This window comes from Rubricella aquisinus (assembly GCF_014199445.1).
Taxonomy (GTDB): domain Bacteria; phylum Pseudomonadota; class Alphaproteobacteria; order Rhodobacterales; family Rhodobacteraceae; genus Rubricella; species Rubricella aquisinus.
On record NZ_JACIJS010000002.1, the window covers coordinates 113,333 to 135,609 of the forward strand.

Below are 22,277 nucleotides of genomic sequence, written 5' to 3' on the forward strand. Positions count from 1 at the left end.
CAGGCTCAAACCCTTGCAAAACAATGAATTTGACTTGTTCACTTGTTGTATTCAACTACGTTGATTTGAAAGGTAGGGACAGGGCGATGACACTCACTTCCATTCACGACACGAACGCGACAGATTTGGGCGATGATGGGCTTTCTATCCTGTCAGATGCAGAACGGGCGGAAGTCAAACGGCTTCAATCCAGCCCCAATATCGCGGCAATCGAAGTGGTCGACAAGAATGGCGAGCCACTGCTGGAATGCGATGCCTGGCCCGGCATCAGCACGATTTTCTCCAACGTGGTCGATAGCGCGTCCAACATCGCAAAGCATCTGGGGGAGGAGGATTCTCTGCCCATCGTCATGATGCGCGGTGCTAAGTATGACGTATCGGGCATTTCGATGGTCAACGCTAATGTGGTCGTTGTTTATGAACGGTCGAAAAAGATAGCGGGGCGGTTCTGAGATGTCGGTGTTGCAATCCCTTCAGAAACTTTGCGATCACAATGACAAGATCGTGGCCGCGGGCGTCGTATCGGGCGACGATGCGGTGGCCCATGCCGATGGCAATTACGAATTCGTGGATTTCGCGGCGATCGCGGATCTCGCGTCCCAGATGTTCGATGCGTCCGAATTGCTCTTCGACGGTGAGGAAGATTTTGCCAGCGTCTATGTCGAAATGGACGTGCATGGCCTGTTTGCAAAACAACTGAAATCCGGGGCGCTGTTGCTTGTCGTGGCGGAACCGGTGCTTGGGGCAGGATTGGAAAAACTGCGCGTGGCGATCGACATTTTTGCAAAGCGGCTGGAGCAGGATCTGGCCAAGGGCGCGCCGATAGCGGCACCTCGTCCCCGAGCAACAGAGCCGCTGCGTGCGGATGCCGATGGACGGATCCCTGAGCCACGGGAAGAGGCCACCCCGGACCCAAAGCCCGAGGGCGACGCAGCCGCCAAGCCCAAGCGCCTCTATCGCGGCGTCGAATACTGAACGTCCGTCCCCGGTCAGCCCTCCTTTGACGGTTGGCTTGCAACGCCTCCGGCGAGCTGTACCCATTGCGTCAGGCGCTCATTCTGTAATCTCACCCCCATATGGGTCACGTCCGCGCGAGGCGTTTCATTGCGCCCTTTGGATCGGGGCTGGTGATGCTTACCCCTCTATCCATCACACGCGATTGCGAAGGAGCGCCCGATGACCAAGACCGAGAAATTCACGTTTGATGGCCATGCGGGGCCGCTTGCCGGGCGGCTGGACTTGCCGGTCGGAAAACCAAAAGCGGTTGCGCTCTTTGCCCATTGCTTCACCTGCGGGAAGGATATCACCGCTGCCCGGCGGATCGCGGGGCGGCTCGCCGCCCTTGGCATTGCCGTGCTGCGCTTTGATTTCACCGGGCTTGGCCATTCCAAGGGCGAGTTTGGTAACACGCATTTCACCTCCAACATTCAGGATTTGGTGCTTGCCGCAAAGGCGCTGGAGGGGCAGGGCATGGCACCGTCCCTGCTGATCGGCCATTCGCTTGGCGGGGCTGCTGTGTTGGCCGCCGCGCGCGATATGCCGAGCGTACGGGCCGTGGTGACCATTGGTGCGCCTGCTGACCCGGCGCATGTTCTCCATAATTTCGGCACCTCGCTTGAGGTGATCGAAGCGGAAGGCGAGGCCGATGTGTCTCTTGGCGGACGCCCGTTCCACATGACCCGTGCCTTCCTTGATGATGTGCGGCAGGCGACGCTGAAGGATCACATCGCGGGCTTGCACCGCGCGCTTCTGGTGCTCCATGCGCCGCGCGACAGCTATGTCGGGGTGGAGAACGCGACGGAGATTTTCGTGGCCGCCAAACATCCCAAGAGCTTCGTGACGCTGGATGATGCAGATCACCTCCTGACAAATCCGGCAGATGCGGAATATGCCGCTGAGGTGATCGAAAGCTGGTCGCGCCGCTATCTGGGCCTGACGGAGGAACCTGCCCCCGCCCGTGCCCCGGAAGGCATCGTGAGGGTGACCCCGGCATCGCCGGATGGCTTTTTGCACGATATCCGGGTGTCCGACAAACATGTGCTGGCCGATGAGCCTGCATCGGTCGGCGGCACGGACCTTGGCCTTACGCCCTATCAACTGGTCAGCGCTGGATTGGGGGCCTGCACCTCGATGACCTTGCGGATGTATGCCGCCCATAAAGGCTGGCCGCTGGAGGATGTTCAGGTCGATGTGAGCCATGGAAAAGTCCATCTGACCGATTTGGGGCAGGATGAGGTGCCCAATGGCAAGATCGACCAATGGGACCGGGTGATCACGCTGACCGGGCCGCTTGATGACGATCAGCGGGCGCGATTGTTGGAGATTGCCGATAAATGCCCGGTCCACCGCACGCTGGAGACGGAGAGCCACGTCAAAACCCGACTGTCCTGATCGGCGGGCACTCCCGCACGCTTGTGCTGCATCAAAGATGCATCAAAAGCCCTTGGGCCGGGCCGGCGCTGCGCGCCGGTTTAAGACTGCGCTGAGGCGTTTGAGGAACAGGTGTGTTCCTCAAATCACCTACTCAATTGTGAGGCTACGATTCGCCCGCGCGTCAAGGCCGCTCGTTCCTCGGACCTTGACCCACGGCCGAATCGCGGGGGCTGCTCTGTTGACGCAAACGCCAATTCACTTTCTTCAAATATACCCCGCCGGAGGCACCGCCGCGCCGTCAGGCGCGGCGCCCGGCCAAACGGGAGGACGGAGCGCAGCGACGGAACGACGGGCGGGAGCGCCTTGCTGGGATGAAGAAACAGAGCGGGCTTAGACTTCCCCCATCAGGCGCGGATCCCAGCGGTAGCGGTTCATCCGTTCATAACCGGTCTCCGTGATCAGCACCTGATCCTCCAGTTTGATCCCCCACGGGCCGCCGACCTCCCCCAGATAAACCTCGACGCACATCATCATGCCCGGCTCCAGCACATAGTCCATCATGCCTTCTGCATAATCCTCCGGGTAGGTCACAAGCGGCCACTCGTCACAGAGCCCCACGCCATGCATTTTCGCGCCATATCGCTGGGCCACGAACCGGTCCGGCAGCATATGCCCGCCAAAAGTCAACTCCCGCAGCGCCACACCTGGGCCGAGCATCGCGGTATTTGTCTCAATATGCTCCACCGCGATACGGTAGGTGTCGATCATCTGGGGCGTTGCTGCTCCGTCCCCGACCAGCCAAGTGCGGGAGATATCGGTGCACATGCCATAGGGCCCGACCAGATCAGTGTCGAAGGCGAGGATATCGCCATCGGCCATCACCCTTGGGCCACATTCCTGAAACCAGGGATTTGTCCGCTGACCAGAGGCCAGCAATCGCGTCTCAATCCATTCGCCACCCCGGCGGATGTTTTCGGCGTGGAGTACGGCCCAGATGTCGTCCTCCGTCATGCCGGGCGCGACCGCGCGCTCCATAACAGCCATTGACGCTTCGCAGGACTGCACCGCGCAATACATCGCCTTGATCTCCTCAGGGGATTTCACGGCGCGCGCTTTTTCGGTCACTTCCTCGCCTTCATGGACCTCGAAACCCACGGCCTCAAAGGCGCGCAGCCCGTGGACCATGATCTTGTCAATCGCGAGCCGGCGGTTGGTGCCGCAATGCGCGCGGACAATTTCGTCAATCTCATGGGCAAAAGCCACCGCGCGCCGTTGCGTGTGATCCCCGTTGGAGAAGTAGAAGAAAGATGCGGTCCCTTTCCGCGTTTCCCGCACGAGCGGATTATGGGCGGTCAACAGATCGCCGCATCCTTTGAAATCCCACATCATCATATGCCCATCCGCCAGCACCAGACAGGCGCGGAACGGGTTATGCGCGTTCCACAATTGCATATTCGTGGTGTCGGACGCGTAGCGGATATTGAGCGGGTCAAACATCAAGATACCGGCAAGGTCGCGCGCGTGCAGCATCGCCACAAGCCGGTCAAGCCGCGCCTGACGCATCACCGCAAGGTTGGGGATGTCCAGCCCAGCTTTGGCCCATTCGGCAAAGGCAAGCGGTGTCGGCCCGATCTCCACCCGGTCATTGTCATCGGGGGTGCCGTCGGGTTTGCGGCCCGGCGTTATTTTGCGCGCGTCGGAATAGTGTTGGTTCATGCCCGATCTCCTCATTATTTGCATCAGTCTGGGAAGGGGCAGGGGCGGCAATCTTGTCCGAAACCGTCCTGCATGGGTCGGAAACGGGGGATTGATAGCATTTTGCAAGCGTTTACAGATGTGTCTTGCTTTGTCTCTCAAATCCGTCAATCTTGATTTACAGATAAATCATTGGGCGACGGTAAGATGACTTTCAGCGAACGACAGTCCCAAGAAGCAGAGATGCTTCAGTCTGATATCCGCGATTTACGCGCCCGCGCGCTCAAGCATGGATTTATTGCTGGGGCAGAGGCCCTAAGCCTCGCGCATGAGATCATTGACCTCGGCGCGGAGCGGCAGGGTCGGGAGGAGGGCAATGTGGTCCAACTTCATTGTGCCACCGCACCCAATGTGGACCTTACCTGACGTCTCCCATGACGCAAACCAACCGGATCGTTCTGCCGTGGCGTGATCCCTATCTGAAGGACGCGCCGGGGATGCGCCCGCTGCCCATTGCCGAATGGCTGGTGCGGGACGCGGATTTCGCGGCGCATATGGCGCAGCGCGATCACCTTGTGACGATGGCTCCGGGCTGTATCGCGGCTATGCCCGACAGCCGCGCGGCCTGCTTGGAACTGCTCGATACGGTGGTGACAGCACTGTCGCGTGATGCGGGATATACCGTGGGAAAGACCAGCATTCGCCGTCCCGATGGGGTGGATGTGGCGATAGACCGTGACAGCCCGCTTGTCTCACTGGGGCGGCTGGTGCCGGAGGATTTGCTGATTTTGGAAGGGGCGCGCGGGCATCATGCGCTCACCGCGGGCGTTCTGTGTTTTCCCTCGCAGTGGACGCTTTCTGAAAAGCTGGGCGGGGATTTGCTGCGTATTCATGCCCCCGTCCCATTCTATGCCGAAGGGTTGGCCCCGCGTGTGCAACGGTTTTTCGATGCACTGCGGGCGGAGCAGCCGCTTTGGCGGATGAACTGGCTGTTCTACCCCTCGCCGGAGATGCACACGCCCGCGCGAGAAGGGGAGAAAGCGGTCAAGGCTTGGGATCCGAAGGCGGAGGTGTATTTGCGGACGGAACGGCAAGTCTTGCGCCGTTTGCCGCAAACCGAGGCGGTGGTTTTCTCCATCAAGACGAACATGACGCCGCTGCGGCATTTGTCCGAGGATGACCTATGCTCCCTTGAAGAAGCATTGGCCGCTCTGCCGCCGGTTGAGGCCGCGTATAAATCCCGTGACGAGGTAGCGCAGGCCATTGCGCGGGTACGGGCCGAACGAGCCTGATCCAACGCAAAAGGGCCCCCGAAACGGGAGCCCTTCGCATAGGTCTGTCTGCGATCAGCAGGAGTAGTAGAGCTTGTACTCCATCGGGTGCGGCGTGTGCTCATAGGTATACACTTCTTCCCACTTGAGGTCGCAATAGGCGTCGATCTGGTCCTTCGTGAACACGTCGCCTGCGAGCAGGAATTCGTGATCGGCCTGCAACGCGTCAAGCGCTTCGCGCAGGGAGGCGCAGACGGTCGGGATTTCCGCCAGCTCTTCGGGCGGCAGATCGTAGAGATCCTTGTCGTTCGCCTCACCGGGGTGGATTTTGTTGGTGATACCGTCAAGGCCCGCCATCAGCAGTGCGGAGAAGCACAGATAGGGGTTGGAGGACGGATCGGGGAAGCGGGCTTCAACACGCTTTGCCTTCGGGCTTTCCGTCCACGGAATACGCACGCAACCGGAGCGGTTGGATGCGGAATACGCGCGCAGAACCGGTGCTTCAAAGCCCGGGATCAGACGCTTGTAGGAGTTGGTGGACGGGTTGGTGAAGGCGTTGAGCGCTTTCGCGTGCTTCAGGATACCACCGATGAAATAGAGCGCCTCATCGGAGAGGTCTGCATACTTGTCACCCGCGAAGAGCGGCTTGCCGTCCTTCCAGATGGACATGTTCACGTGCATCCCGGTGCCGTTGTCACCAGCCATCGGCTTGGGCATGAAGGTCGCGGATTTGCCATAGGCATGTGCCACGTTGTGGATCACATACTTGTACTTTTGCAGGTTGTCGCCCTGCTTGGTCAGCGTGTCGAAAATCAGGCCAAGCTCGTGCTGGTTGGACGCAACTTCGTGGTGATGCTTGTCCACTTTCATGCCCATCCGCTTCATGGTGGAGAGCATTTCAGAGCGCAGATCCTGTGCCGGATCGACGGGGTTGACGGGGAAGTAGCCGCCCTTGACGCCCGGACGATGGCCCATGTTGCCCATCTCGTATTCGGTGTCGGTGTTCCACGCGCCGTCTGCCGCGTCCACCTCAAACGCCACCTTGTTCATGGTGGTGGAGTAGCGCACATCGTCGAACACGAAGAATTCCGCCTCGGGGCCGACATAGAACGCGTCACCGATGCCGGAGGACTTGAGGTAGGCTTCGGCCTTCTCAGCAGTGCCGCGCGGGTCACGGGTGTAGGCTTCGCCGGTGTCCGGCTCCACAACGGAGCAATGCACGCAGACGGTCTTTTCCGCATAGAACGGGTCGATATACGCGCTTTCCGCGTCGACCATCAGTTTCATGTCGGAATTGTTGATCGCTTTCCAGCCTGCGATGGAGGAGCCATCGAACATGAAGCCTTCTTCAAGGAAGTCTTCGTCCACCTGATCGGACATCACGGTCACATGTTGCAGTTTGCCACGCGGATCGGTGAAGCGGATATCGACATACTCGACGTCGTTCTCCTTGATCATGGCAAGCAGGTCACTGTTGGCACTCATTGCAGTCTCCTTTGGTCGGGGGTCTGTTTTGTTGTCTTTAGGGGTGTTTCAACCGGGGGTCAGAGGGCCTCTGGGCCTTCTTCGCCGGTGCGGATGCGGATCGCCTGCTCCACGGGCAGGACAAAGATTTTGCCATCCCCGATTTTGCCGGTTTTTGCCGCACCCACGATGGCTTCGATCGCGGGCTCGACAAGCGCATCGTCAATCACGACTTCGATTTTCACCTTTGGCAGAAAATCCACAACGTATTCCGCGCCGCGATAAAGTTCTGTGTGGCCCTTCTGGCGGCCAAACCCTTTGGCCTCGATCACGGAAAGGCCCTGAATACCGACCTCCTGAAGCGCTTCTTTCACTTCATCGAGTTTGAAGGGTTTGATGATGGCTTCGATTTTTTTCATGTTATCCACCCTGGGCGTTGTGTTGATCCGCTTTTCACGCAGATGAAACACTCGCCGGGGGCCATTTCAATAAGAGGGCCGGATGCGGGGCAGGGCAGATCGGAGATTCTCGGGTTTCTGCTCAAAAAATGTGCAATATGCCCTAAGATTGTGCGGAGTGTGAAGGATAGGGCGGCGCGACATCCCGAAAGAGCGGGCGTGATCGGCTCAATTCCACGCCGCTTGCACGGTGCAGCCTGTGCGCGCGCGGCTCTGTTGCAAAAGCCCGTCTTTTTCGCTCGCAACCCCTGTCGTGATTTGGTAGAGCGCACCTGCTTAGCGATCCTGTGCGGGCGTGGTGAAATTGGTAGACACGCCAGATTTAGGTTCTGGTGCCGCAAGGCGTGGGGGTTCAAGTCCCTCCGCCCGCACCACGGGATCGGTGAAACGGGATTTGCGCGGCATGCGGGCCTCTACGGCTTGCAGTGCCGCGTCGTTGCGCTTATTGCGCCCAATGAATGAACCGCGCGGTAACGCGCAGCTATGAGACCACGCGCGGCACGACGCGCCACCAAAAGGGTAGAGAGACAAATGCAGGTAAACGAGACCCTGAACGAAGGCCTGAAACGCGGCTACGACATCACCATGACCGCAGGCGAGCTTGAGGCTAAGGTGGATGAAAAGCTGGAAGCGGCCCGCAAAGACTACCAGATGAAGGGCTTCCGTAAGGGCAAGACCCCGATGGCCCTGATGAAAAAGATGTTTGGCCAGTCCGTCCTTGGCGAAGCGATGCAAGAGGGCATCGACGACGCCCTGCGCACCCATTTTGAGGAAACCGGCAACCGCCCGGCGATGCAGCCCGACGTCAAGATGACCAATGACGAATGGAAAGAGGGCGACGACGTTCAGGTCACCGTGACCTATGAATGCCTGCCCGACGTGCCGGAAACCGATTTCTCCAAGATCAAGCTCGAAAAGCTGGTGGCCGAGATCGAAGAAGATGCGGTGCAGGAAGCGCTGGAGAACCTCGCCGGTCAGGCCAACAATTTCAAAGCCCGCCGCAAAGGCTCCAAGGCGAAAGACGGTGATCAGGTCACCATGGATTTCGTGGGCAAGGTTGACGGTGAAGCGTTTGAAGGCGGCACAGCAGAAGATTTCCCGCTCGTCCTTGGCTCCGGTCAGTTCATTCCGGGCTTTGAAGAGCAGCTTGTCGGTGTGAAGGTCGCGGATGAGCCCGTTGATATCACGGTGACTTTCCCGGAAGCCTACCAGGCGGAGCATCTGGCGGGCAAAGAAGCCGTGTTCACCTGCACCATCAAGGAAATCGCCGCCCCCGAACCCGCGGAGATCGACGACGAGCTGGCGCAGAAATTCGGTGCTGAAGATCTCGAAGCCCTCAAGGGTCAGTTGAAAGAGCGTCTGGCGGCTGAGTATGACGGCGCGTCCCGCGCGGTTCTGAAGCGTCGCCTGCTTGATGCGCTGGATGAGGAGGTCAAATTCGACCTGCCGCCCTCCATGGTCGATGCGGAAGCCAAGCAGATCGCGCATCAACTGTGGCACGAAGAAAACCCGGATGTGCAGGGCCATGACCACCCCGAGGTCGAGGCGACCGATGAGCACATGAAGCTCGCCGAGCGCCGTGTGCGCCTTGGCCTTTTGCTGGCCGAGATTGGCAACAAGGCCGAAATCGTCGTGACCGATCAGGAAATGAATCAAGCGATTTTCCGTCAGGCGCAGCAGTATCCCGGGCAGGAAAAAGCGTTCTTCGACTTCATCCGCCAGAACCAGCAGATGCTCCAGCAGATGCGCGCGCCGATCTTTGAGGACAAGGTCGTCGATCACATCATCGGGCAGGCGGACGTGACCGAGAAATCCGTCAGCAAGGACGATCTGCAAAAAGCGATCGAAGCGCTCGACGAAGAGTAAGGTTCAGCCAAAGGCAAACATAAACGGGCGGCCCAGCGATGTGGCCGCCCGTTTTCTATCTGCACCAGAGGGTCCGCCGGGCGGAAAGATGCGCCTCCGGCGGGAGGTATTTTGGGAAAAAAGAAACCGGGGCGCGCTTAGGACTTTCGAACGTCCCAAGTGACGGTGAGGGTCGCGACCTCAACGCCAGCCTCATCGGTCATGGACACTGTGATGTCGAATACGGCGCGGCCTTCCTCTTTCAGCTTTTTGCGCAGATCGTCCGGGTCACCGACGCAATGGGCTGTTGCCGTGATCGTGCCTTTCGCGATTTTCAGGTACTGAATGCGCGCCTCTTTCGTGACCGGGCGCAGGGACAGGATTTTGGTTGGAAACAGCCCGGCAAGGGCCGCGCCAGAGGCGGTTTCACCCACGGTAAAGAGTGCACCTGCATGTTGTGTGCCGATATGGTTCACGCTCGTCTTTGACTGAGGCAACACCGCGACACCGGTGCCGTCGCCCAGTTCCGAGAGGGTGATTCCAGCGTGCTGCGCGAAGGGCAGGTTCTTGTTCAGGTGGGATTTGATCATGGCGCGAGGGATCATGCGGCAGCTCCTTGAAGATGTTTGGACCATATGACGTGCACGTCACTTGATGCGCAATCCTGCGTTGCCCAGATGGCGCAACGTCACCTGATTTCGGGGGGTGCCCTTGCAGACCCCCTATGGGCGCATTACACCTTTGGAAACCTTTGATCCTGTATCCCGCTTTGCATGGATCAGTTCCTTAACCCGTTCCCAAATTTGGCAGGCATGTGTGATGAAAGACCCGATTGAAACTTACATGAATCTCGTTCCCATGGTTGTCGAGCAATCGGCGCGCGGGGAGCGGGCCTATGACATTTTCTCCCGCCTGTTGAAGGAGCGGATCATTTTCGTGTCCGGGCCGGTGCATGACGGGATGGCGACGCTGATCGTGGCGCAGCTTTTGTGGCTCGAATCCGAGAACCCGAAGAAAGAAATCTCGATGTATATCAACTCGCCCGGTGGCGTGGTGACATCGGGCCTGTCGATCTATGACACGATGCAGTATATCCGCCCGAAAGTGTCCACGCTGGTGGTCGGGCAGGCGGCGTCCATGGGGTCGCTTCTGCTTGCGGCAGGGGAGCCGGGGATGCGGGCCTCCTTGCCCAATAGCCGCGTGATGGTGCATCAGCCATCCGGTGGGTTCCAGGGGCAGGCGACGGATATCATGATCCATGCGCGCGAAACCGAAAGCCTGAAACGCCGCCTTAACGAAATCTACGTTAAACACACGGGTCAGGACTATGACACGGTGGAAGCAGCCCTTGAGCGCGACAATTTCATGAGCCCCGAGGACGCGAAATCCTGGGGTCTGATCGATGAGATCGTTCAGGTGCGCGCCGCCGCTGCGGATTAACAATTTTGAAACCGGATTAATCTTAACGGAAAAATCCGGTTTCACGCCTTGTCATCCGGGTGATGGCAGTGTTCGATAGGCAAATACCGTGGTGATGTGTGAAACCATGCGTCGCCCCACGACAGGAGAGCCTGAATGACGACGAATAGCGGCGATTCAAAGAACACCCTGTACTGTTCTTTCTGCGGAAAGAGCCAGCATGAGGTGCGTAAGCTGATTGCCGGGCCGACTGTCTTTATCTGTGACGAATGTGTCAGCCTCTGCATGGACATCATTCGGGAAGAGACGAAATCGGGACTGGTGAAATCCACCGATGGTGTGCCGACACCGCAGGAAATCTGCTCGGTGCTGGATGACTATGTCATCGGGCAAATGCAGGCCAAACGGGTTTTGTCTGTTGCGGTGCATAACCACTATAAACGTCTCAACCACGCGTCAAAGAATGGCGATGTGGAATTGGCGAAATCCAATATCATGCTGATTGGCCCGACGGGCTGCGGCAAGACGTTGCTGGCGCAGACATTGGCGCGCATCCTCGATGTGCCGTTCACGATGGCCGATGCCACGACCCTGACCGAAGCGGGCTATGTTGGTGAGGATGTGGAGAACATCATCCTCAAGCTGCTGCAATCTGCGGAGTATAACGTGGAGCGCGCGCAGCGTGGCATCGTCTATATCGACGAGGTCGACAAGATCAGCCGCAAATCCGACAACCCGTCCATCACCCGTGATGTGAGCGGGGAGGGCGTGCAGCAGGCACTCCTCAAGATCATGGAAGGCACGGTCGCCTCCGTCCCGCCGCAGGGGGGGCGCAAGCATCCGCAGCAGGAATTCCTGCAGGTCGATACGACAAACATCCTGTTCATCTGTGGTGGTGCCTTCGCGGGTCTTGATAAGATCATCGCGCAGCGGGGCAAGGGGTCCGCGATGGGCTTTGGCGCCGATGTCCGCTCGGATGAAGATCGCACGATCGGTGAGACATTCATGGATCTTGAGCCGGAAGACCTGTTGAAATTCGGGTTGATCCCCGAGTTTGTCGGTCGTTTGCCGGTGATCGCGACCCTGACCGACCTTGATGAGGACGCGCTGGTCACGATCCTGAGCGAGCCGAAAAACGCGCTCATCAAACAGTATCAGCGCCTGTTTGAGATGGAGGATGCGCAGCTCACCTTCACCGATGAGGCGCTGAAGGAAGTGGCCCGCAAGGCGATCGAGCGGAAAACCGGCGCGCGCGGTCTGCGCTCTATCATGGAAGACGTGCTGCTCGATACGATGTTCGATCTGCCTGGTCTGGATGGGGTTGAGGAGGTCGTGGTGAATGAAGAAGTCATCGCGGCGAAGGCGAAACCTCTCCTGATCTATTCCGAGTCGAAAAAGAACGAGCCGGCTTCGGCATCTTAATGCCCTCCTGCGGCGCTCAGGCAACTGGACGCCGCAGCCACACTCGGGCATAAGCGGGTGAAATATCCGATTTCGGGAGCATATGAACGATGGGTATCATCAGCCAAGTTCTGACGTGGTGGAATGGCCAAACGCTGGGCACCCGCCTGCACACATGGCGCAAGGGCGAACGCGTTGGTGAGGATGAGCAGGGCAATATCTTCTACCAAACTGCGGATAAATCACGCCGCTGGGTGATCTATAACGGGGATAGCGAAGCATCGCGCGTGTCGCCCGCATGGCATGGCTGGCTGCACCACACATTTGACGAATTGCCGACGGAGGCGCCTTTGCCGCGCAAATCCTGGGAAAAGGACCATAAGGAAAACATGACCGGCACACCGCTGGCATGGCGCCCGCCCGGTTCTGTCCTGACGCCGCAGTCGCGCAATAGCGTCAGCGGCGACTACGAAGCCTGGCAACCGGAGTAACCTGACATGGCCGCAGGAAGTGCTGCTGAAACTGTCATTGGCGCGATCGTTCTGGTTGCGGCGGCGGGCTTCATTGCTTTTGCGGCCGAAACGGCGGACCTCTCCGCCGGTGGCGACCGCTATGAATTGGAAGCCAAGTTCCGCAAGGCGGATGGCCTGTCCGTGGGCACGGATGTGCGTGTCTCCGGTGTGAAAGTGGGCACGGTTGAAGCGTTGGAGCTTGATCCCACGACCTACCTTGCCGTGGCGCGCCTGTCGCTCGACAGCGAGATCGAATTGCCCGAAGATTCGGATGCGCGCATCGAATCCGATGGCCTCTTGGGTGGAAACTATGTGGCGATCACCCCCGGCGCGTCGGATTTCATGCTGATTTCGGGGGATGAGATCATCAACACCCAAGGTTCCGTCAGCCTGATCGACCTGATCCTCAAATTCGGCAGCAGTGTCGGCGGGGAGTGATGCGCAAGGCGTTGCTCATTCTGGCGCTTTTGGCCAGCGGGGCGCAGGCGCAGGTCGCGTCCACGCCTCTTGAGCCATTGGTGCTGCCCGACCCTGTGCCAGACATTCCCATCCGTCCCGACATCGCCCTCGAAGATCGCGATATCGCCCTGTTGCGCGGCCTCGATAAAATGACGGCGCTGCCCGCCGATATCGTGGCTCCCGTCGGTGAGACGGTCCAATGGGAGCGGCTCGAAATTCATGTGGCAGGGTGCCGTGCGACCGCCGAAGGGGAAAAGCCCGACGCCTATGCGTGGCTATCCTTGCGCGATATCCGGCATGATGCGCCCGATTTTCAGGGATGGATGATTGCCTCATCTCCCGCGCTGAGCGCGATGGACCATCCGCGCTATGACATCTGGGTCGCGCGCTGTATCACTTCCGCCGAGCTTGCCGCGATGGAAAGCGCGCCCCAATCTGAGTGACGCCGCAACGCGCGGTAAAGGTGGGCGTGGTATTCCGCGCGGCTGATCTCCACGGCACCCATGCTCACCAGATGATCCGTCAGAAATTGCGTGTCGAGAAGCGTGAATCCCCTTGTGCGGAGTTGCGCGACCAGCCACACAAGCGCGATCCGGGAGGCAGAGCGCGCGCGGGAAAACATGCTTTCCCCAAAAAACGCCGCACCAATCCGCACGCCATAAAGGCCCCCGATCAGCGCACCATCCTCATCCCAGATTTCGACGGAATGGGCATAGCCGCGCTGGTGCAAGCCAACATAGGCCGCGATCAGTTCTTCGCTGATCCAAGTTTCGTCGCGATCCGCACAGGCGCGCATGACCTGCTCAAAGCATGTATCCGTCGTCACCCGAAATCCGCCGCGCAGGATTTGCTTCTTCAGACTGCGGGAGATGTGCAATCCGTCCAGCGGGATGATCCCACGCGCCAGCGGGTCAATCCAACGGACAGTGTCGTCATCCGGTTCCGCCATGGGAAACACGCCGCTGGCATAGGCTTGCAGCAGCAATGATGGGGTAATTTCAAAGAAATCGTCGCGGGGCATGGCCGCAGGATGTCATCGACGGGGCCGGGCTGTCCAGCCCCGTCGCATGGGTCAGCCCTGACTGTCGAGCCAGTTTTCCAGCCAATGGATCGTGTAGTTGCCGGTCTGCACGGCTTCTGCCTCAAGGAGAGCGGCAAACAGGGGTAGGGTGGTGTCCACGCCCTCAACCACAACCTCGTCCAAGGCGCGGGACAGGCGCGCAAGCGCCTCTTGCCGGTCGCGGCCATGCACAATCAGTTTTCCGATGAGGCTGTCGTAATAGGGGGGGATCGAATAGCCCGCATAGATCGCGCTATCCATCCGCACGCCAAGCCCGCCGGGCGCGTGGAACATTGTCACCTTTCCAGGGGAGGGGCGGAAGGACGGCAGCGCTTCGGCATTGATCCGACATTCGATCGCATGTCCCTGCGGCACAAGCTCGTCTTGGGTCCATGACAGGGGCAACCCCGCCGCGACACGGATCTGCTCGCGCACCAGATCGACGCCAAAGATGGCTTCCGTCACCGGATGCTCCACCTGAAGGCGGGTGTTCATCTCGATGAAATAGAATTCCCCGTTTTCAAACAGAAATTCGATGGTGCCGGCACCGATATAATTGATCCGAGCCACGGCATCCGCACAGGTTTTGCCGATGCGCGCGCGCGTTTCAGCGTCAATCACCGGGGAGGGGGCTTCCTCAAACACCTTCTGATGCCGCCGTTGCAGCGAACAATCCCGCTCCCCCAGATGCACCGCTTTGCCTTTGCCGTCGCCAAATACCTGCACCTCGATATGGCGCGGTTTTTCAAGATATTTCTCGATATAGACGGCATCATCGCCGAACGCAGCCTTCGCCTCGGACCGGGCGGATTGGAAAGCCACGTCCATTTCGGATGCGTCGCGGGCCACTTTCATGCCACGCCCGCCGCCGCCAGCGGCCGCTTTGACGATCACGGGATAGCCGATCTCCTCACCCACACGGCGGGCCTCCGCCAAATCGGTGACGCCGCCGTCAGAGCCGGGGACGCAGGGCACGCCAAGCGCCTTCATCGTTTCCTTGGCCGCGATTTTGTCGCCCATCACATTGATATGCTCGGCGGAAGGGCCAATGAATGTCAGGCCGTGATCTTCAATGATCTGGCTGAAATTCGCGTTCTCGCTCAAAAAGCCATAGCCGGGATGGATCGCGTCCGCCCCCGAAATCTCACAGGCAGAGATGATGGACGGGATCGACAGATAGCTGTCCGTGCTCGACGGGGGCCCGATGCACACGCTTTCATCGGCCATGCGCACATGCATCGCGTCACTGTCAGCGGTGGAATGGACGGCAACCGTCTTGATCCCCATCTCGCGACAGGCGCGTTGGATGCGAAGGGCAATCTCGCCCCGGTTGGCGATCAGAATTTTCTCGAACATCAGATTACTCGATGATCATCAACGGAGAGCCGAATTCGACCGGCGTGCCATCTTCAACCAAAATCCGCTTGATCGTCCCGGATTTGGGGGAGGGGATTTGGTTCATCGTTTTCATGGCTTCGATGATGAGCAGGGTTTGCCCTTCGCTCACCTTGTCGCCCACTTTGGAGAATTGCGGCGCGCCCGGCTCGGCCTGAAGGTAGACCGTGCCAACCATGGGGGAGGTCACGGCGCCCGGATGCTGCGCGGGATCATCGGAGACAGGGGCGGCGGCAGCAGGAGCAGCGGCGGGTGCCGGAGCCGGGGCAACAGCGGCAGCAGGCGCGGGTGCATATTGGATCGCGGGGGCCGCGTCGGTCTGGCGGCTCACGCGCACTTCCAGCTCATCATCCTCGGAAAACTTCCGGGCGACCTCAATCTCCGTCAATTCGGTTTCCGCCAGAAGCTCTGCCAGGGCGCGGATAAAGGCCACGTCGCTTGCGTATTTTTCTTCGCTCATCTGATCCTCGTGCACAGGAATGTCGGCTGTCGCCGCTCTTTGAATTTCCGCCCTTATACAGGTCGCTTGACGCTGGGGAAAGGCCGCTATTGCTGGATGCGCCGCAAACGGGCAAGGGTTTCCTCCATGGTTTCCAGCGGGATGTAGCCGCGCACCATGGTTTCCCCGAAAATGAAGGTCGGCGTCCCCGAAATATCGAGCCGTTGGCCAAGTGCGCGGGTCGCCGTGATCCGGTCCGTGATCGTCTGACTGTCCATCATATCAAGCATGGCTTGGGCATCGGCACCGGATTGTTCCGCGATGCGGGTCAGCACCTGCTCATTGATCGGGCCGCCAAAGCGCATCACACGATCCGAAAACGTGTCATAAACTTCTGGCCCTGCGGTTTCCAACACGGAAAGCGCCGCGCGGCTCGCCATAACCGATTCCGCGCCGAGGATCGGAAATTCCTTTCGGATGAAGCGAATATCGTCATTATTTGCGACGAGTTGCACCATCTCGGGATGGGCGCGTTTGCAAAAACCACATTTGTAATCGACAAATTCGACGATTGTGATAGCCCCATCGGGGTTGCCGCCGACATAGGAAAAACCGTCATCATAGAGCGCGCGGGCCTCCGCGCGGACCATGTCCGTTTCTGCGGCTTCCGCCGCGATCCTTTGGCGCGCCTCCAGAAGGTCGAACACTTCGACCATGATTTCTGGGTTTTGCAGCAGATACCGGCGGAATTCCGCGTCGAGCCGCTGGCGATCCTCCGTGATCGGCGCCGAAACGGCGGGCTGCGGGAGGGCGGCGGTCTGCGTCACCACCGGCACATCCGGCGTTGCAGGTGCAGGCAGGTTTTGCGCGCTATAGGCCCCAAGGGCCGCAACACCCAATATGCCAATGGCAACCAGTCCGGTGATCGTGTTCGACATTGCGTTTCCCCCTTAGTTGCGTGGCTGAATGCGCTCAATCTCGCGCAAAAGATCCTCTGCCCTTATCCATGCGGGCGTTCCCTGCGGCAAGAGGCTGCGGGCGTTTTCCGCAAATCTGCGCGCATCCGGGACGGAGCCGCGTGCGGCGTGAAATTCCGCCGTGGCAAGGGCCGCTTGCCCCTCATTGCCGGCGCGGGCATGGGCAATGGCCAAGGCGCGCAGCATCAGCGGCATCCCGTCATCCTGTTGGCGCGCGTCAGTGAGGATGCGGAGCGCTTCTGCATTTGCCTCATCCGTGTCCAGCGCGACCAGCGCGCGGCCGAGCATTCCGGCGATCAGTGGCGCGCCATCGGTCAGTTCCATCGCCCGCCGATAGGGCGCGACGGAGGCAGCGATTTGCCCGGACTCAAACAAAAACTGCCCCTTAAGCTCATGAAAATAGGGATTGTTTGGCTCCATCATCAGGAGCATGTCAGTTTCCCGGATCGCGGCGGCATGGTCCGGCACGCGGTGGAGCGCCACAGCACGGGTGATGCGCTGCGGGATGGTGCCGCCCTCCCGCGGGACGCGCGACAGCGCATCGCTCGGCCAGTCAATAAAGCCATCAAGCTTTGCCTTTAGGCGCGCGTATTGGTCAGCAACGGCAGGCGGCACTGTCGCCCCTTTCGAGCGGGCCGTGGCGGCCTGCCGTTGCAGGAAGGTGATCCGGTCGCTGCTGATCGGATGGGTGCGGGCGTAAAGGTCCTGCCGCGCCTCGCTCAGCAATTCCTGCCCGGCAAAAAGGTCAAGCACATCAATCGCGGCCTGCGGATCAATCCCAGCCTGATCGAGGATGCGCGCGCCGGTCTGATCTGCGGCCGATTCTTCGGTCCGGGTGAAGCCGCGCAATTGTCCTTGCGCGCTGCCGATGGTGCCGGTTGCAATGGCGATCCCGGCTTCTGGCCCCGCGACCACCCCCGCGAGCGCGCCCGCCGCGATGCCAAGCGCCGACACATTGCCCGCCGTCTGCATATTGAGCGCGCGGGAGGTCATATGCCCCCCCGTGATATGGCCGATCTCATGCGCGATCACCGCCTGCAACATATCTGCCCGGTCGAGCCGCTGGATCAGTCCCGTATGGATATAAATCGTCCGATTCGAGGACACGAAGGCGTTCATCCGGTCATCCTGCACCAGCCTGATGCGCACCGACGATGGATTGACCGCCGCTGCACGCAGCAGTGGATCGGTCATGTCGCGCAGGGTCTGCTCAACCTCCGTATCACGGATCAAAGACTGCGCGGCGGCCATGTGAACCGTGACAAAAGCCAGAACCAGCGACAAAAGCGCGGTGCGGATCAGGGGGAACAGGATTGTTCATCTCCTTGCATTCAATCGGCTTGACCACATGAGATGGCTCGCGCATGTCTTTGACTTGATTAGGTAAGGGGAAGCTCATGCGAATTTCAAGCCGAAGCGCCGTCGATAGCTTCATCGTGATGGATGTTATGGAATCCGCCCGTGCTGAGGAGGCAAAAGGAGCGGATATCATCCACATGGAAGTGGGCCAGCCCGCCACCCCCGCGCCCGCCCGCGCGCGACAGGCACTCGCCCACGCGATGGAGCAAGGGCCGCTTGGCTATACCGTCGCGCTTGGCCTGCCGGAATTGCGCAAACGCGTCGCCCGGATGTACCGCGAAAAGCATGGCGCCGAGGTTGCAGCGGAGCGTGTGGTGATCACGTCTGGCTCATCCGCCGGGTTTATTCTCTCGTTCCTGGCGCTGTTTGATGCCGGGCAGCGGGTCGGCATCGCCGATCCCGGCTATCCGAGCTATCGCAACATCCTCAAGGCGCTTAACCTCACGCCGCAGCGCATTGAGGGAACGCTCGCCAACAGGTATCAGCCGCAGCCAAGCGATGTGGTCGGACTTGACGGTCTTTTGGTCGCCAGCCCCGCCAATCCCACAGGCTCCATGCTGGATCGCGCGGCCTTGGCCAGCCTTGCGGCTGCTTGTCAGACGGCGGGCGTCAATCTGATTTCGGATGAGATCTATCACGGCGTGACCTATGGCACCCCGGCGGTCAGCGCGCTGGAGGTGACCGATGACGTGATCGTCATCAATTCCTTCTCTAAATATTACTCCATGACCGGCTGGCGGATCGGCTGGATGGTCGTGCCAGAGGATATGGTCCGTGTGATGGAGCGGCTGAGCCAGAACCTGTTCATCTGTCCCAGCCATGCAAGCCAGATCGCCGCCCTCGCCGCGATGGATGCGGAAGAGGAGCTACAGGCGAACCTTGCCGTATACGCCGCCAATCGGGCGCTTTTGATGAATGCGCTCCCGGATATCGGATTTCAGGACATCGCGCCGCCCGATGGCGCGTTCTACATCTATGGCAGCATTGATCGGTGGAGCGCGGATGCGCGCGCCTTTACCTCAGCGATGCTCAAGGAGGCAGGTGTTGCCGCGACCCCGGGTCTCGATTTCGATCCGGTCCGGGGGCACCGGACGATCCGATTTTCCTATGCCGGGTCCACCGCCCGGATGGAGGAGGGGGTGCGCAGGCTCACGACATGGTGCGCAAGCCTTTGACCCTACAATGAAAAACGCCCCTGCTGATCTGAGAAGGGGCGTTTTTATTTTATCCGAAATTCCACCAGCCGCGTTTTTTCGGCTTGGCCGGGTCCACTGGAGTGTCCGGCGGCGGTGCCTTCTGCTCCTCGGCCTCAGGGGCCTGCTCGGCCACCTCGGGCGTGGCCTCCTCTGGCGCTGCTGCGACCGGTTCCGGGGCAGCCTCTTGCGTGGCGGGTTCAGCCGCGGCGGGCTCCTCCGATGGTGCGGGGTCTGCGGCCGGTGTCTCCTCAGCGGGCTTTTCCTCAGCCGCTTTCGGTTTGCGCCGGGCGCGGGTCCGCTTGGGTTTCGGTGCTTCCTCTTCCGGCACGGGGACTGGTGCGGTCTGTTCCGGTTCCGTTTCGATCACCGGGCCTAGGCCGTTATCTTCCGTTGCCTCAGCGGGCTTTTCCGCCTCTGCGTCATCGGTTTTCCGACGGCGGGAGCGGCTGCGGCTCCGTTTCTTCGGGGCGTCATCCTCGGTTGAGGCCTCGGCATCAGGCTCAGCCGCTGCTTCCGCGTCAGAGTTGTCATCGGATTGATCCTCTGACGTGTCATCGTCGGTCTGGTTGCCATCCTCATCGGACTTCCGCCGCCGACGACCACCGCGCCGCCGCCGCCGCTTTTTCTTCGGCTGGTCGTCGTCACTGTCGGCTTTTGGCGCGTCGGGGGTGGGGGTATCTGCTTCCTCCGCCTCTTCCACGTCATCCGGGATGTTGTCATCTTCGGCAAAGAGCGCGTGCATCTGCACGGCGCGGTCATCGGGCACAATCGCGATGGTGCGGCTGGAGGTTTTGAACCGCTCCATCCGGTAATCGGGGCCTTGCACGCTGGCATCCGCCTCAATGCGGATCGCGATGCCAAAGCGGCCTTCGATCTCTGCGATATGCTCGCGTTTGTTGTTGATGATGTAATTCGCGACACCAACGGATGTGGTGACGAGGATTTCCTTGCAGCGCTGGCGCACGCCCTCTTCCTGCAAATCGCGCAGAATGCCCAACGCAACGGAGTCGGCGGACCGGACGATCCCTGTCCCCTGACAATTCGCGCAAGGCTGGGTGACAGCCTCGATCATGCCGGGGCGCAGGCGCTGGCGGCTCATTTCCATCAACCCGAAGGAGGAAATGCGGCCTACCTGAATGCGCGCACGATCCGATTTCAGCGCGTCCTTCATCCGCTTTTCAACAGCGGAATTGTTGCGCCGCTCGTCCATGTCGATGAAGTCGATCACGATCAGACCGGCCAGATCGCGCAGCCGCAACTGGCGCGCCACCTCATCGGCGGCTTCAAGGTTGGTCTTGAGCGCGGTATCCTCGATCGAGCCTTCCTTGGTCGAACGGCCCGAGTTCACGTCGATGGCAACCAGCGCCTCCGTGATGCCGATCACCAGATAGCCGCCGGATTTCAACTGTACGGTCGGGTTGAACATGCCGTTGAGGTAGCCTTCAACCTGATGCCGGCTAAAGAGCGGCACGCCATCGGAATAGAATTTCACGTTCTTGGCATGGGATGGCATCAGCATCCGCATGTAATCCTTCGCCTCGCGATAGCCTGCTTCGCCTTCGACGAGGATTTCGCTGATCTCGCGGCTGTAAAGGTCGCGGATCACCCGTTTGATCAGGCTGCCTTCCTCATAAACGAGGGTCGGGGCCACTGATTTCATCGTCAGGTCACGGACCTGATCCCACTGGCGGATCAAGAATTCATAATCGCGCTTGATTTCCGTCTTGGTGCGCTTGGCACCTGCGGTGCGGATGATGAGACCCGCGCCTTTCTGGACATCAAGATCGTTCGCTATCTCTTTGAGTTTCTTACGATCTGAAGCAAGCGTGATTTTGCGAGAAATACCGCCCCCGCGCGCCGTGTTTGGCATCAAAACGCAATAGCGCCCGGCAAGGGAGAGGTAGGTGGTCAGCGCCGCGCCCTTGTTCCCGCGCTCTTCCTTAACGACCTGAACGAGCAGGATCTGGCGGACTTTGATGACCTCTTGGATTTTGTAGCGGCGGACGCGCTGGCGACGGGGGCGGACCTCCTCGGTCACGTCCTCTGCATCGGTGACGTCTTCGGCCTCTTCCGGGCCGCCCTCATCGTCGTCCTCGTCGGATGCGTCATCGGGTGCCGCTTTCGCCGTCTCCTTGGATGCGGTGGGCGCGTCCTCGGTCGGCTCCGGTGCGGTTTCCTGCGGGGCGTCGGATGGGGCCTGTTCAGCCTCCGCCGTCGTTTCCGCGGCCTCAGGGGCAGGGGTTTCCTGTGCTGCTTCGGGCTGCGCGTTCGCGGCCTCGGTCACTTCTGCCGGATCGGCAGAGGTTACTTCATCACCAGCCTCGTCGCCGTCGCGCTTTGCCGCACTTGATGACGTGCCACCGGATGACCGGCGGCGGCGGCGGGAGCGGCCATTGCCGGACGATTTGCTATCCTCGTCCTCTTCTTCCGCCGCGCGGCGTTCATTCTCCGCATCCTCGGCAAGGATCGCTTCACGGTCCGCGACGGGGATCTGGTAGTAATCGGGATGAATTTCCGAAAACGCGAGGAAGCCATGGCGATTGCCGCCATAATCCACGAAGGCCGCCTGCAAGGACGGCTCAACCCGTGTCACTTTTGCCAGATAGATATTGCCAGCAAGCTGGCGTTTGTTCAGCGATTCAAAGTCGAATTCTTCAACACGCGTTCCGTCCGCCACGACAACCCGGGTCTCCTCCGGGTGGGTGGCATCGATAAGCATTTTCTTGGTCATTGTCTCTCATTTCCGCACGATCCCTGCGCCCATGCAGAACACGGGAGGCCAGAATGTGCGATTTGTTCGGATGAGCGATGTCGCCTGCCGCCATAACAGGTGCGGGCAGGGCATCTACCCCCCGGTCCTGTCTCACTCTGGCGGTCGCGCGGTGCATCGCGATCATGTCTCCAGCGCCAATATGCGGCGCAATCAAGCCGGTTTAGGCCGGCGGCTCTGCTTG

22 protein-coding genes and 1 tRNA gene are annotated in these 22,277 nt (G+C 60.0%); 13 read left to right on the top strand and 10 right to left on the bottom strand.

Going from position 1 to position 22,277, the window contains the following annotated elements:
* The first annotated feature begins 86 nt into the window (after window positions 1-86).
* From FHS89_RS03700 to FHS89_RS03710, 3 genes are all read left to right on the top strand, one after another.
* Entirely contained in the window at window positions 87-452 is a 366-nt protein-coding gene (locus FHS89_RS03700; RefSeq protein ID WP_184008659.1) for a hypothetical protein, read from the top strand.
* A 1-nt stretch (window position 453) separates the two neighbouring features.
* Window positions 454-975, top strand: a complete 522-nt coding sequence (locus FHS89_RS03705; RefSeq protein ID WP_184008661.1) for a roadblock/LC7 domain-containing protein — start codon at window positions 454-456, stop codon at window positions 973-975.
* Window positions 976-1,176: 201 nt separating this feature from the next.
* A complete protein-coding gene (locus FHS89_RS03710; protein ID WP_184008663.1) occupies window positions 1,177-2,391 on the top strand; it encodes a bifunctional alpha/beta hydrolase/OsmC family protein in 1,215 nt (404 codons plus the stop codon).
* Between the two features lie 372 nt (window positions 2,392-2,763).
* Here the strand turns inward: FHS89_RS03710 and dddP are convergent, their stop codons facing one another.
* Window positions 2,764-4,089, bottom strand: coding sequence for a dimethylsulfonioproprionate lyase DddP (dddP, locus tag FHS89_RS03715; protein ID WP_184008665.1), 1,326 nt, complete (start codon window positions 4,087-4,089; stop codon window positions 2,764-2,766).
* A gap of 222 nt (window positions 4,090-4,311) precedes the next feature.
* Between dddP and FHS89_RS03720 the strand changes: the two genes are divergently transcribed.
* A complete protein-coding gene (locus FHS89_RS03720) occupies window positions 4,312-4,494 on the top strand; it encodes a hypothetical protein (protein ID WP_184008667.1) in 183 nt (60 codons plus the stop codon).
* Between the two features lie 8 nt (window positions 4,495-4,502).
* Window positions 4,503-5,360: a heme-dependent oxidative N-demethylase family protein gene (locus FHS89_RS03725; protein WP_184008669.1), complete on the top strand. Its 858-nt coding sequence runs from the start codon at window positions 4,503-4,505 to the stop codon at window positions 5,358-5,360.
* A 54-nt stretch (window positions 5,361-5,414) separates the two neighbouring features.
* Here FHS89_RS03725 and glnA read toward each other — a convergent pair whose 3' ends face one another.
* The gene (gene glnA / locus FHS89_RS03730; RefSeq protein ID WP_184008671.1) at window positions 5,415-6,824 is read right to left on the bottom strand and encodes a type I glutamate--ammonia ligase; all 1,410 of its coding nucleotides are present in this window, start codon (window positions 6,822-6,824) and stop codon (window positions 5,415-5,417) included.
* Between the two features lie 59 nt (window positions 6,825-6,883).
* Window positions 6,884-7,222 carry a P-II family nitrogen regulator gene (locus FHS89_RS03735; RefSeq protein WP_184008673.1) on the bottom strand — a complete coding sequence of 113 codons (339 nt, stop codon included), beginning with the start codon at window positions 7,220-7,222 and terminating at the stop codon, window positions 6,884-6,886.
* A 328-nt stretch (window positions 7,223-7,550) separates the two neighbouring features.
* Here FHS89_RS03735 and FHS89_RS03740 point away from each other — a divergent pair.
* Window positions 7,551-7,635: transfer RNA gene (locus tag FHS89_RS03740), tRNA-Leu, on the top strand.
* A gap of 157 nt (window positions 7,636-7,792) precedes the next feature.
* Window positions 7,793-9,127, top strand: a complete 1,335-nt coding sequence (gene tig, locus FHS89_RS03745) for a trigger factor (RefSeq protein WP_184008675.1) — start codon at window positions 7,793-7,795, stop codon at window positions 9,125-9,127.
* 137 nt (window positions 9,128-9,264) lie between these two features.
* On the opposite strand, the gene FHS89_RS03750 is transcribed toward tig, so the two are convergent.
* Window positions 9,265-9,711 (bottom strand): PaaI family thioesterase, encoded by a 447-nt coding sequence (locus FHS89_RS03750; protein ID WP_184008677.1) that lies wholly within the window; start codon window positions 9,709-9,711, stop codon window positions 9,265-9,267.
* A 214-nt stretch (window positions 9,712-9,925) separates the two neighbouring features.
* Here FHS89_RS03750 and FHS89_RS03755 point away from each other — a divergent pair, with 214 nt between their 5' ends.
* The 5 genes from FHS89_RS03755 to FHS89_RS03775 all read left to right on the top strand — a co-directional run bounded on the left by FHS89_RS03755 (window position 9,926) and on the right by FHS89_RS03775 (window position 13,340).
* Complete coding sequence (locus FHS89_RS03755) at window positions 9,926-10,546, top strand: ATP-dependent Clp protease proteolytic subunit (protein ID WP_184008679.1); 621 nt, start codon at window positions 9,926-9,928, stop codon at window positions 10,544-10,546.
* Between the two features lie 135 nt (window positions 10,547-10,681).
* Window positions 10,682-11,947 (top strand): ATP-dependent Clp protease ATP-binding subunit ClpX, encoded by a 1,266-nt coding sequence (clpX, locus tag FHS89_RS03760; protein WP_184008681.1) that lies wholly within the window; start codon window positions 10,682-10,684, stop codon window positions 11,945-11,947.
* Window positions 11,948-12,036: 89 nt separating this feature from the next.
* Window positions 12,037-12,417 (top strand): NADH:ubiquinone oxidoreductase subunit NDUFA12, encoded by a 381-nt coding sequence (locus FHS89_RS03765; RefSeq protein WP_184008683.1) that lies wholly within the window; start codon window positions 12,037-12,039, stop codon window positions 12,415-12,417.
* Window positions 12,418-12,423: 6 nt separating this feature from the next.
* Window positions 12,424-12,876 carry an outer membrane lipid asymmetry maintenance protein MlaD gene (mlaD, locus tag FHS89_RS03770; protein WP_184008685.1) on the top strand — a complete coding sequence of 151 codons (453 nt, stop codon included), beginning with the start codon at window positions 12,424-12,426 and terminating at the stop codon, window positions 12,874-12,876.
* Window positions 12,876-13,340: a DUF2155 domain-containing protein gene (locus FHS89_RS03775; protein WP_184008687.1), complete on the top strand. Its 465-nt coding sequence runs from the start codon at window positions 12,876-12,878 to the stop codon at window positions 13,338-13,340. Before mlaD ends, FHS89_RS03775 begins: the two co-directional genes overlap by 1 nt.
* On the opposite strand, the gene aat is transcribed toward FHS89_RS03775, so the two are convergent.
* From aat to FHS89_RS03800, 5 genes are all read right to left on the bottom strand, one after another.
* Window positions 13,265-13,918 (bottom strand): leucyl/phenylalanyl-tRNA--protein transferase, encoded by a 654-nt coding sequence (aat, locus tag FHS89_RS03780; protein WP_184008689.1) that lies wholly within the window; start codon window positions 13,916-13,918, stop codon window positions 13,265-13,267. The two genes, FHS89_RS03775 and aat, sit on opposite strands and share 76 nt — an antisense overlap.
* A 51-nt stretch (window positions 13,919-13,969) precedes the next feature.
* Window positions 13,970-15,313 (bottom strand): acetyl-CoA carboxylase biotin carboxylase subunit, encoded by a 1,344-nt coding sequence (accC, locus tag FHS89_RS03785; RefSeq protein WP_184008691.1) that lies wholly within the window; start codon window positions 15,311-15,313, stop codon window positions 13,970-13,972.
* Window positions 15,314-15,317: 4 nt separating this feature from the next.
* Entirely contained in the window at window positions 15,318-15,812 is a 495-nt protein-coding gene (gene accB / locus FHS89_RS03790; RefSeq protein ID WP_184008693.1) for an acetyl-CoA carboxylase biotin carboxyl carrier protein, read from the bottom strand.
* An 86-nt stretch (window positions 15,813-15,898) separates the two neighbouring features.
* On the bottom strand, window positions 15,899-16,729 hold the full coding sequence (locus FHS89_RS03795; protein ID WP_184008695.1) for a DsbA family protein: 831 nt from the start codon (window positions 16,727-16,729) through the stop codon (window positions 15,899-15,901).
* A 12-nt stretch (window positions 16,730-16,741) separates the two neighbouring features.
* The gene (locus FHS89_RS03800; protein ID WP_184008697.1) at window positions 16,742-18,019 is read right to left on the bottom strand and encodes a M48 family metalloprotease; all 1,278 of its coding nucleotides are present in this window, start codon (window positions 18,017-18,019) and stop codon (window positions 16,742-16,744) included.
* A gap of 146 nt (window positions 18,020-18,165) precedes the next feature.
* Between FHS89_RS03800 and FHS89_RS03805 the strand changes: the two genes are divergently transcribed.
* Window positions 18,166-19,302, top strand: coding sequence for a pyridoxal phosphate-dependent aminotransferase (locus FHS89_RS03805; RefSeq protein WP_184008699.1), 1,137 nt, complete (start codon window positions 18,166-18,168; stop codon window positions 19,300-19,302).
* 49 nt (window positions 19,303-19,351) lie between these two features.
* Here the strand turns inward: FHS89_RS03805 and FHS89_RS03810 are convergent, their stop codons facing one another.
* Window positions 19,352-22,054, bottom strand: a complete 2,703-nt coding sequence (locus FHS89_RS03810) for a ribonuclease E/G (protein WP_184008701.1) — start codon at window positions 22,052-22,054, stop codon at window positions 19,352-19,354.
* Between the last annotated feature and the right edge of the window lie 223 nt (window positions 22,055-22,277).